Source organism: Anoxybacillus kestanbolensis, assembly GCF_001996285.1.
In the GTDB taxonomy this organism is placed as follows: Bacteria; Bacillota; Bacilli; order Bacillales; family Anoxybacillaceae; genus Anoxybacillus; species Anoxybacillus kestanbolensis_A.
The window spans coordinates 17,455-28,559 of the sequence record NZ_MQAD01000018.1; the positions used below are offsets into that span (position 1 = coordinate 17,455).

Annotated in this window: 9 protein-coding genes and 1 pseudogene; all 10 read right to left on the reverse strand. The window is 41.3% G+C overall.

Annotation, left to right across the window (positions count from 1 at the left end; genetic code table 11):
• Window positions 1–83: 83 nt before the first annotated feature.
• Window positions 84–1,346: a PTS ascorbate transporter subunit IIC gene (locus BO219_RS10155; RefSeq protein ID WP_077429444.1), complete on the reverse strand. Its 1,263-nt coding sequence runs from the start codon at window positions 1,344–1,346 to the stop codon at window positions 84–86.
• A 160-nt stretch (window positions 1,347–1,506) separates the two neighbouring features.
• Window positions 1,507–1,773 carry a PTS sugar transporter subunit IIB gene (locus BO219_RS10160; RefSeq protein WP_077429445.1) on the reverse strand — a complete coding sequence of 89 codons (267 nt, stop codon included), beginning with the start codon at window positions 1,771–1,773 and terminating at the stop codon, window positions 1,507–1,509.
• A 32-nt stretch (window positions 1,774–1,805) separates the two neighbouring features.
• The gene (locus BO219_RS10165) at window positions 1,806–3,863 is read right to left on the reverse strand and encodes a BglG family transcription antiterminator (protein WP_077429446.1); all 2,058 of its coding nucleotides are present in this window, start codon (window positions 3,861–3,863) and stop codon (window positions 1,806–1,808) included.
• A gap of 205 nt (window positions 3,864–4,068) precedes the next feature.
• Window positions 4,069–4,479 carry an NUDIX hydrolase gene (locus BO219_RS10170; protein ID WP_077429447.1) on the reverse strand — a complete coding sequence of 137 codons (411 nt, stop codon included), beginning with the start codon at window positions 4,477–4,479 and terminating at the stop codon, window positions 4,069–4,071.
• 164 nt (window positions 4,480–4,643) lie between these two features.
• Window positions 4,644–4,775, reverse strand: a pseudogene (locus tag BO219_RS14845) (nucleotidyltransferase domain-containing protein); the annotation flags it as partial.
• Window positions 4,776–4,833: 58 nt separating this feature from the next.
• The gene (locus BO219_RS10175; protein ID WP_077429448.1) at window positions 4,834–6,525 is read right to left on the reverse strand and encodes a methyl-accepting chemotaxis protein; all 1,692 of its coding nucleotides are present in this window, start codon (window positions 6,523–6,525) and stop codon (window positions 4,834–4,836) included.
• Window positions 6,526–6,608: 83 nt separating this feature from the next.
• Complete coding sequence (locus BO219_RS14565) at window positions 6,609–6,755, reverse strand: hypothetical protein (protein ID WP_158074594.1); 147 nt, start codon at window positions 6,753–6,755, stop codon at window positions 6,609–6,611.
• Window positions 6,756–8,195, reverse strand: a complete 1,440-nt coding sequence (locus BO219_RS10180; RefSeq protein ID WP_077429449.1) for a carbon starvation CstA family protein — start codon at window positions 8,193–8,195, stop codon at window positions 6,756–6,758.
• 135 nt (window positions 8,196–8,330) lie between these two features.
• Entirely contained in the window at window positions 8,331–9,050 is a 720-nt protein-coding gene (locus tag BO219_RS10185; protein WP_338021177.1) for a LytR/AlgR family response regulator transcription factor, read from the reverse strand.
• Window positions 9,047–10,804, reverse strand: a complete 1,758-nt coding sequence (locus tag BO219_RS10190; protein WP_077429450.1) for a LytS/YhcK type 5TM receptor domain-containing protein — start codon at window positions 10,802–10,804, stop codon at window positions 9,047–9,049. Before BO219_RS10190 ends, BO219_RS10185 begins: the two co-directional genes overlap by 4 nt.
• Window positions 10,805–11,105: the final 301 nt, after the last annotated feature.

Here is an 11,105-nt window from a genome sequence, read left to right on the forward strand (position 1 = left end):
ATGGATTATGAGTTTTGCAACACGTTCCATATAACAAAAAAAGCCCCCACTCTTTTTAATGAAGTGGGAGCATTCCTTTTTAATTAAGAAAACAACTTAATTAAATACCCTAATAAAATTCCAACAACTCCAAAATCCGAATCTCCAAACGTTGTGCCTTCAAAGCCGAGCGATCCGAGTACTGGTAGTAAGAGAGCTGGTAAGAAAGAAATCAAAATTCCGTTGGCGAATGCTCCAAGAATGGCACCTCGTCTACCGCCCGTTGCATTCCCAAACACTCCCGCTGCCGCCCCGGTGAAAAAGTGTGGGATTAACCCAGGAACAATCACCTTTAAACCAACAAGCGGAAGAATGAACATCGAAATAACTCCTGCGACAAAGCTGGATAAAAAGCCGACAATAACAGCGTTTGGCGCATATGGGAAAACCGCTGGGCAGTCAAGAGCCGGTTTTGCATCTTTTACCACTTTATCAGCAATCCCCTTGAATGCTGGGACAATTTCGGCAATGAGCATCCGTACTCCCGCTAAAACGACGTATACCCCTGCGGCGAACGTAATCCCTTGCATGAGAGAGAAGACAAGGAAATTCACGCCACCGCTTAATTCTTTCTCAATAAATCCTTTTCCAGCAAACGGAGCAACAATGAAGAACAATAAGACCATCGTTAGTGACATCGCTACCGATGTATCACGTAAGAAACTTAATGATTTTGGTACTTTAATATCTTCGGTGGAATGCGCTTTGTTACCAAAACGCTTTCCGATCCATGCTGATGTAAAATAACCAATGGATCCAAAATGACCCAAAGCAATTTGATCCGTTCCCGTTACTTCTCGCATATAAGGCTGAAGAATCGCAGGCATAAACACCATTAAACTTCCAAGAATGAGAGAACCAACGATGATAAGCGGTATACCGGTTACTCCGCCAGTAGCAAATACAGCGGAAATTAAGCACGCCATGAATAACGTATGATGACCGGTTAAGAAAATATATTTAAAACGAGTAAATCGCGCGATAAGAATATTGACAACCATTCCAAATAACATAATCATTGCTGTTTCTTTTCCGAACGTTTTTTGAGCAATGGCGACGATCGCTTCGTTATTTGGAATGACTCCTTGGATATGAAACGCATTTTCAAACATTTTGCCAAACACATCTAACGACCCTATTAAAATTCCTGCACCGCCACCAAGAATAACAAATCCCATAATCGTTTTTAGCGTACCTGAAACGATATCAGGAAAACTTTTCTTTTGAAGTAATAAGCCAATAAACGCAAACAAACCTACTAAAATGGCCGGGGAGCCTAATATATCCTTCATAATGAAGTCAAACATCACATATTCTCCTCCTCTTAATCATAAGTTTTAGGAGTGACACATTCAGAATCTTTTCTTTTTATCTAAAAATCTCTTTATTGTTTTTTCATTCTTTCGTATACTTCTAAAGGGACAAGTTTTTTCTTTCGTGCAGGCAATCGCCTGCTTTCTTTTTTATTCACAAATGTTTCTCTAACACAGATCTTAGTTCGTCCATATCGAGAATATTTGTCAGTTTTGCCACATTTCGTGTACCGTCATCAAGTGCTTCAACTAAATCCTTTGCTCCCAAATATAGATCTGCTTTTTCTGTCTTACTTGTCGCTAAATCTGTATGAGAAACCTCCGCCTCGACCCCCATTTCCTTCAAAATCGTTTTTACATTCATCTCTACAATAAAACTACTTCCAAGCCCATTTCCGCAGACGACAAGAATTTTTTTCATTTTTTGTACCTCCTTGTTTTGATATCTTCGTTTTAATGAGAATATGCCTCGATTAATGTAAACACTTCTTCTGCCGAATTTGCTGAGAATAATACACTCATATTCTCTTTATCTGATAACAATTTTGTCAGTTGTGATAGCGCTTTTAAATGTGTTTCATTGTCAATGGCAGCTAAAACAATTAAAACATATACTCGGTGTTCTTCTTTTTCAGAGAATAGACAACCGTTTTTAATTTTAAGAAAGCTCATACCAATTTTCTTTACCCCATGTTCTGGCCGAGCATGTGGTAAAGCAATTCCTGGCGCAATCACGATGTAAGGTCCCATGATCATCACATTATCAATCATCGCTTGAATATATTCGTTTGTAATATAACCGTTATCCAATAATGGTTTAGCAGCAAGTTTAATCGCTTCCTTCCAATCACCTACCTCCTCAACAAATTGAATGTGTTGTTTTGTAAGCAAATCTTTGAGCATTGGTTTTCTTAAAATCCCCTTTCTTTTACTTTGACTAATATATTCATGTAATTCTTGAATTAATGATTTTTCATTTATGATCGTTGCATGCTTTTTAACAATCTCTAATAAGGCTTCAACTGATAAAGCTCTCGTTTCAGAGAGTTGGTTTGTTTCTCTTAAAAGCAGCATTTTATCCGCAGCCGTTAAAATGGGACGAACCATATAAATTGGAACATCTCGCGTTTGTAATGGAATCGTTGTAACAACAAAATCGATATGTTTCAGAGAATAATCTCGATATTCTCTAACCGAGATGATGTCAACAACATCAACTGTTGGCAATAATTCTTCAATTTGTTTTTGTAAAATTCGCGATGTACCAACGCCGCTTTCGCACACAATGAGCGCTTTTTTCCGAGCCGGAACAGATACTCCTTCTCTGTCAAGCCATCCACCGAAATGCATTGCGATATAAGCGATTTCATCATCGCTTACAGATTGACCTACGACGTTCTCAACATGATGAACAACTTTTTTCGTTAAAGTAAAGATATCGTGATAATTTGTTTTGACAGATTGGGTTAATTCATTTTGCAAATGAAGACCATATTTTAATCGGTAATAAGCCGGTTTCATATGAACCAATAAATTTTTTTCCAACTCTTCACGATGTTTAAACTGTACACAAGCATATGCTTGAAAATCATCGACCATGTTTTTGATCATTTGTTTTAAAGCAGTGATTTCATTCCCTTGATCGATTTGCTTATAATCTGTAACTCTTGAACCTAAAAGATAAGTTGTGAGATAACAAATTTCATCTTTAGGAACGTTGATCTGGAAAACGTTTTCAATTTGTTCGATGATATAACAAGCCGCTTTATATTCCCTAGTCGATTGCAGCACTTCTTTTTCTTGATCATCCATTTGAACGTATTTACCACGAATCCATCGTTTCATAAAAATAGACAGATAAATGGCTAATGTTTGAATAACATCATCCGTGTAACGAATGGCAGAAAATGTTTCTGACTGACGAATCATGTCTTTGATAGATAATGTGTGTCCGCAAAACAATTCAGAACATAATTGTTCATATCCAACACTATCCAAAAGTTGTGCTACATGATGTACAATCGCCTTCCGTTTTTGCATTTCTTCTCCTTTGATAAAATATCCTTGTTTACGATCGAATTGTAATTGTAAGTGAAACGACTGCCATTCCGATTTGAGTTCCTTAATATCATTCAACAAAGTACTTCGGCTCACTTGAAGCTTTTCTAATAAGTCACGCAAAAAGATCGAGCGATTACGAATAAGAATCAATAATCCAATCCAAGCTTTTCTTTCTTCTGAAGAATACTCGTAATGTCGAATCGGTCGTAACGCTTGCAATTTTTTAGCAATTTGCTTTTTAACTTGATCATCCAAATAAAAACCCATTGTGCGCACATTTTTCAATTGCGAAAAACCTTGGCTTTGCAACCAGTCGTTTATTTTTTGAATATCGTAATAGACCGTTCGCCTTGAGATTTGCAAGGACTGAGCCAACTTGTCTGCCGTTACATGAGTAGAAGAACTAAGCAGCATATTAAAGATTCGAACACAACGAGCATCAAGTATCATGAGTGGAGCGCTCCTTCACTTCGACTGTGCAAACAATCATACTAATTAGATGGAATCTAGACTCCTCTTACTTTTTATTATATGGAATTTTCGAAAAAAGATAAGATTAAATATTGTGAAGAGATTTGTGCAAAATTTAGACCGATGTACAATAAAAATAACCTGTGTATGCTAGTTGCTCCTCACAACGGCACCCAGACCCCGCTTATTCCTGCATTACATATTGCGCACCATATGTTTTCTTCAAAAATGAGCGAATGCCGTTTGGACGATAAGGCATCAGCTCTTCTGCTTTGTCAACATCGACCCATTCCACCGTGATGATATTTTCGTCTCCCTGCATCACTTCTGGCGCGTAAAGGATCGTTCCGCGAAAGGTGATGAAAAAGACATGGTTTTCATCGATGAACGCTTCGTTGAGCGCAACAATGTCACCGATGGCCACGTCATACCCTGTTTCTTCTTTCACTTCTCGAATCGCTGCTTCCTCTAGCGTCTCCCCTGCTTCGACCCCGCCGCCAGGCAACGACCACGTTCCTCTCTTATTCAACACCATTAGCACTCTCTGCTGATCTCCATCGTACAAAAGCACATAGACGACATCGACTCGTTTCATCTTTATTCTCCTTTAGCCATGATTTATCTTACATTTTATAGAAAACGAATAGGAACGTCCATCAAATTTCTGAAAATGCAGAAAGTAAAAAAACCACACCCTTCCAACAGGTGTGGTTTTCACTTTAGCTTCTTGTTTTTTCTATACTTCTCTCCTCGAAACTTTCATGAAGGCATCGAATAAATCACTTTTCCATCTCGCAAAATTTGTTGTTTGATTTCTTCATTCAACGAATCGGCAAACAGCACATCGCATGAATAAATCCCGACAATGCGATCGATATCGTCTAAAATCTTTCCTTAAAAAATGAAAAGAAGTTCTCCGCCTCTTGCCAGCAGAGAACTTCTTTTCGCCTTAATGAAGTTTAAATTTCTGAATAAGCGTTTGCAGTTGTTCCGCCATATTGGACAGCGAAGAAGCAGATGAAGAGATTTCTTCCATGGCCGCAAGTTGTTCCTCCGTTGCGGCGGACACTTCTTGCGTACCGGCTGCCGCTTCTTCGGAGATTTTGGCGATTAGCTGCATCGATTGAACGACTTGTTCGGCGCCATTCGCCATCTGTTGGATGGAAGCGGTGATGTCTTGAACGTGATCGGTCACATCGCGCACCGATTGTTTAATTTGCGCAAACGAGTCGCCGGCGGTGTTCACAACTTCGATGCCAGCCGCTACTTCTTTTGTGGCTGCTTCCATCGATTGAACCGCTTTTTCGGTTTCTTCTTGAATCGCTGTGATTAATTGAGCAATTTGTTGAGCGGATTGGGCCGATTGTTCGGCAAGCTTGCGCACTTCATCCGCGACGATTGCAAAGCCGCGGCCATGTTCGCCCGCTCTGGCTGCTTCAATTGCTGCATTTAAAGCAAGAAGGTTTGTTTGTTCAGCAATCTCCGTAATAGCTCTTGTAATTTGCCCGATTTCTTGTGAACGAACGCCTAGTTGCTTGACGGCTTCGGCAGAGTTGCGAACGGTGTTGTTGATCGAATTCATTTGCTCGACGGCTACTTGTACGGCTTGTTCACCGTTTGTCGCTTTCGTTGCCGCTTCGTTCGCCAACGTAGAGGCATGTTGGGCGTTGTTCGCGATTTGCTGAACAGCATCGGACATGTCTTGAATGGTTTTGGATGTCTCATCAATTTTCTGTACTTGTTTTTCCACACCTGCAGAAACCTCTTGCATCGTCACCGTAATTTGTTCGGTCGCTTTGCTTGTTTGTTCAGCGCTCGCTGTTAACTGTTCGGAAGCAGCCGCCACGTGATCGGCGTTTTCAGCGATTTGTTGAATAAGGTCGCGCAACGTTTGTGCCATTTTTTGAAACGATGCGGCTAAATCGCCAAGTTCGTCTTTATTTTTGATATGGATGTCCGTTTTCGTCAAATCGCCTGTCGCCATTTTTTCCGCCACATTTGCAATCGCGATGACCGGCTTTGAAACCGAACGGCCAATCGAAAACGCAACAATTACGCCAACGATGATTGAAATGATTCCTAATGTGAGAGCAAATGATTGAGCAGACGCCGCTTGAGCAGATGTTTGTTGTTCTTGTTTTTGCAACATCTGTTCTTGGTATGTAACAAGCTCCGCCACTTTTTCTTCAACGTTTTTCACGATTTGACGCCCTGTTTGAAGAGCCATCAAGTAGTCTGTTTGTTGATTTTGGGCTTTGGATGCAAATAAACGATTGCTGAAGTCGTAAAATTCTTCCTCAAGTTGATCTAATTGCTCAAGCAACTCTTTCGCTTTTGGATCGTCCATTTGTTCCATTAATTGTTTACTGGTCTCTTTATATGTATCATGAGCGTTTGCAAAGTTTTTTAGCGACTCTTCATCTCCGGTCAACAAATAACCGCGCTGGCTTGCCTGAGCCGATTTGATCGTTGTGAATAATTCTTTCGTCATGACAAGCCTTTTAACGTCTTCATTGAGCAGCGTGCTGTATGTTCGATCAATCGCCCTCATTTCATATGAGCTCACGGCCATCATGGCGATTAAAATGATAAAAAACGTAGAGAAGCCGGCGTATAATTTTTTTCGTACCGTCCATTTCATTGGCATCCCTCCCGATTTTTGATATCGTAATTTTACCAAATAACGCACATAAGAGAAAGAAACATGCACAAAAAAAGATCTCTCTATAAAAGAGAGATCACGATTGCAATAAGTAAAATAATGATCATGATTAATTTTAGCGAAAGCGGAAGGCGTTCGCTCCCTTTCTTGTTGATTCGGCATTCCTCCGCTTCGACATGTTCGCGATAGCGATGATTGCAGCATCCCATCTACGCCACCTGATCTAATCCATCATCCACCGAAGTTAGCTCTTTTTCTTTTTTCCGAGCCGCTGCATAGAAAGCGGCAATGATGCCAACAGTGCCAATGACTGCCATCACATAAGAAATGCCCATTGGAAGATTAAATCCGATTTTCGCATTGAAAATATACGTCAATGTTACCGTCGTCATAAAGATCGCCGGAATCATCGCAATCCAATAATTTTTCTTTGATAAAATCAAATACATCGCTCCGATCCAAAGGGCAATCGCTGCTGTTGATTGGTTTGCCCAAGAGAAATAGCGCCATAAGATGCTGAAGTCCATTTTCGTAAGTGCATAAGAGAGAGCGAATAAAGGAATCGCAATCCATAAGCGATTTCGAAATTTCTTTTGTGCCACGTTAAAGTAATCGGCAATAATCATTCGGCAGCTGCGAAAAGCTGTATCACCTGAAGTGATCGGCAAAATGATCACACCGAGAACCGCAAGCGTACCGCCAATAGCTCCAAGCATGCGCACCGCTACTTCATTGACAACGGCAGCTGGTCCTCCTGTTTGAATGATTTCGTTTAATTCGTTTCCGCTAAATAAGCTCATCGCTGCAGCCGCCCAAATCATCGCAATAATTCCTTCTGCAATCATCATTCCGTAGAAAATGAGGCGGCCTTGCTTTTCATTTTGTGTTGTTCGCGAAATGATTGGCGATTGTGTCGCATGGAATCCTGATAACGCCCCGCAAGAAATCGTTAAAAATAAAAGCGGGAAAATCGGCAAGTTATCTGGATGCATATTCGTTAATTGCAGCTCTGGAATCGGCGCACCTTGGATGACAAGACCTCCGCCAACACCGATTGCACTGATTAAAAGCAACAAGCCAAAAATCGGATAAATCCGACCGATCACTTTATCGATTGGTAAAAGTGTCGCGATGATATAGTAGAAAAAAATCGCACCAACGATAATAGATAACGCTACCTTTTGTTCCATAAGGTTATGAATAAGTGCAGCTGGTGCTTGTACGAAAACGGTTCCTACAAGCAGCAGCAATAAAACAGTAAAAGCGTTTACAACATGCTTCATGCTTTTTCCTAAAAATTTTCCTGCCAATTCAGGAACGTGAGCCCCGCGATTGCGCAGAGAAATCATCCCTGTTAAATAGTCATGCACCGCCCCAGCGAAAATCGAACCGAGAACAATCCAAAGGAAAGCAACTGGACCGTATAATGCCCCTAAAATCGGACCAAAAATCGGACCAACCCCGGCGATGTTCAATAACTGAATAAGCGAATTTCGTTTCGTGTCCATCGGAACATAGTCTACACCATCTTGAAGTGTATAAGCTGGCGTTGGGCGCTTTTCTTTGATTCCAAACACTTTTTCAACGAACTTTCCATACGTAAAATATCCAACAATTAATAATAAGACCGAAGCAATAAAGGTAATCATGTGAACCTCCCCTATTTGTATGCGTTTTCATTCACATCTTATAAAATCGGAACTTGATTTTGGGAGGTTTTCGTTTATCATGCAAAAAAGCAGAGGTAAGATGTTTGATTTTCTGATTGACGTGTCACAAATTTGTCACAATTCTAAATGCTGACGTAACGTTTTGACGTAGTTGCGGCTCACAGGAATTTTTTCATCGCTTCCCGACAATGTCAGTTCGTACGCCCCATTGAACCATGGAATGAGCTGTTCCACTTTTTCGAGATTAACTAAATAACTTTTATGCGTTCGAAAAAAGAAACCGTCTTTTAGTTTTTGTTCCAAATCTTTTAACGTCAATTTTGTGTAATACGTTTTGTCAGCTGTCACAATAGCCGTGTCCCGTTCTTTGCGGAAACAAAACAAAATATCGGCTGGAGATACATACACAATTCCATCATTGGCTTCAATGGCTAGCTTCCGCGTTGCGGTTTTCACCTCTGTTTTTTCTGCAAATTTTCGAATCAGCCGTTCAACCGTTTCACCTACTTGCTGTTCATCAAACGGTTTTAATAAGTAGTCCACCGCCTCATACCGAAACGCTTCCGCCGCATAATTCGGATACGCGGTTGCAAAAACAATGCTTGGCGGCTTTTTCATTTGTTGCAGTATTTTCGCTAGCTGCAATCCAGACAGCTCCCCCATTTCAATATCCAAAAAAACAACGTCTGGCTGAATGGCGATCATTTTTTCTAACGCTCGTTCACCGCTATCAGCCTCTGCAACGATTTCCAGCATGGGATACTGACTCAGCAAATGCTTCAATTCTTCGCGGCTTAACATTTCATCATCGACAATCATGACACGGATGCTCAACGGAATCCTCCCTCCTTCTTTTGCTTTGAATATGGGATTTTGATTTGAACGGTTGTCCCTTTTCCTTCCATTGATTGAATCGAAAGTTGGACATGCTCGCCTAACAGCGATTTTAGACGCTCGTTCACGTTGTATAAACCAATTCCCGCTCCTCGCTGCGATGAAACCGGCTTTTTCAATAACTCCGCTAATCGTGCTTGCTCGATTCCTTTTCCATTGTCAGACACAGAAATGTGCACCTCATTGCCGCTTGATTGAACCGAAATGACGATTTCACTTCCTTGTTTCATGTGGCGAAGCCCATGCTTGATCGCATTTTCAACGAGCGGCTGGAGCGTCATCGTTGGCAGCATCAGCTGTTCGAATCCATGTTCGATGTTATAAATGACACGCAATTTATCTTGAAAACGTGCTTCCTCAATCGTTAAATACGCTCGAACATGTTTTAGCTCCTCTTCTAATGTGGACAACATTTGCGTTGAGCTGGCTAAATTTCGCCGTAAATAATGAGCAAGGGACAACAAAAGTTCTCGCGCTTTATTCGGGTTGATGCGAATGTACGAAACGATCGTATTTAAAGCATTGAACAAAAAGTGAGGATGTACTTGCGCATGAAGCGCCTTAATTTCTGCCTCTTTCATCAGTTGATAGTATTTTTCCGCTTCGGCGATTTCAAGCTGTAAACTTAAAAGGGAAGACAGCCCTTTTACAAATTCAAATGTAATCGATGATAAATCGGCCTCGGATCGAAAGTAAAATTTCAATGTTCCGATCGTTTCATCTTTTCGTTTGAGCGGAGCAATAATCGCTTTTTGTAATGGACATTGTTCATGATGGCAAATCACCCGATCATAAACCACCATCATTTCCCCTGTTTCAATGACTTTTCGCGTCGTTTCTGTTTGAATCGGTTCACCGACAAAATGATGATCCGCCCCTATCCCAACATGAGCAAGGATATGACTGCGATTCGTTACCGCCACCGCAATCGATGGCACTTCACGAATAAAAAGTTCACAAATGGCTTGTGCTGAATGGGCTGTGAGGCCGTTGCGCAAATGTTGAACGGTAGCCTCAGCTAGCCGCATCGCTTTCTCAGCTTGTAAGGCGCCTGCTTTTTCTTCTTCTTGAAACAAATGACGAATGACGAGCACAAAAATCGCACTTCCAATCCCGTTGGCGACAATCATTGGAACGCCGATCGCTTCAACAAGCGCTTCCGCTCGTTCAAATGGCTTGGCTGTTAATAAAATGACCAACATTTGAAGCGCTTCCGCTCCCATTCCGACCAAAAGGGCGACAAATGGAGACAATGCCGCTCTGTTTCTGGCACGATATACAAGTCCCGCGATTAATCCGGCCACCATCGTCGAAATTCCGCAAGCTGCAGCGGTGAACCCGCCAAGCAATAAGCGATGACCGCCCGCAATCAACCCTGCGCCTAATCCAACTCTCCATCCTCCAAGCAAACCCGCGATCACCACACCGATGACGCGAGAGTTCGCAATCGCTTCTTCTTCCTTTAAAGAGAACGCCCACTTTGAGATTTCCGTTGTCTCTACGTGAACGGTTAAGCCGGTATATGTACCGATAATCCCAAACATGCCAAAAATAAGCATAATCGTCCATCGTTGCGTTCGTCCGATTTCCTGATGCTCAATTAATTTACGAAAGTATGATAATCTCGTCAATAAAAAAGCCATCATCACAATCATGCTCAGCCGTTCAAACATCGATAAAAATAGTTGCCACAATCCCTTTCACCCGCCTCTGTTTTTCATCTTATCACGTTTTCCCCATTCGAAAAATCGCCTCGGTGCATTCATGAGTTTCGACGAATAACCCAAAAACTTCCTTTATTTCAACAATTTCGAGAATTGATAAAAAATGGACAACTTATATACATCCAAATTGGCATTTTAACCTCTGATTCACACAGCACACCCCATGCAGCGTAACACCTCATCTGGATGTTGTAAGACGTACTGTTCAAAGCGAGTAATGGATTGGGCAATGTCATTTTGATCCTTGTGAAACGATACGTCTTCTTGGTCA

Coding starts and splice junctions, on each gene's coding strand:
- BO219_RS10155 (WP_077429444.1), bottom strand. CDS start 1,346: ATGTTTGACTTCATTATGAAGGATATATTAGGCTCCCCGGCCATTTTA.
- BO219_RS10160 (WP_077429445.1), bottom strand. CDS start 1,773: ATGAAAAAAATTCTTGTCGTCTGCGGAAATGGGCTTGGAAGTAGTTTT.
- BO219_RS10165 (WP_077429446.1), bottom strand. CDS start 3,863: ATGATACTTGATGCTCGTTGTGTTCGAATCTTTAATATGCTGCTTAGT.
- BO219_RS10170 (WP_077429447.1), bottom strand. CDS start 4,479: ATGAAACGAGTCGATGTCGTCTATGTGCTTTTGTACGATGGAGATCAG.
- BO219_RS10175 (WP_077429448.1), bottom strand. CDS start 6,525: ATGAAATGGACGGTACGAAAAAAATTATACGCCGGCTTCTCTACGTTT.
- BO219_RS14565 (WP_158074594.1), bottom strand. CDS start 6,755: ATGGGATGCTGCAATCATCGCTATCGCGAACATGTCGAAGCGGAGGAA.
- BO219_RS10180 (WP_077429449.1), bottom strand. CDS start 8,195: ATGATTACCTTTATTGCTTCGGTCTTATTATTAATTGTTGGATATTTT.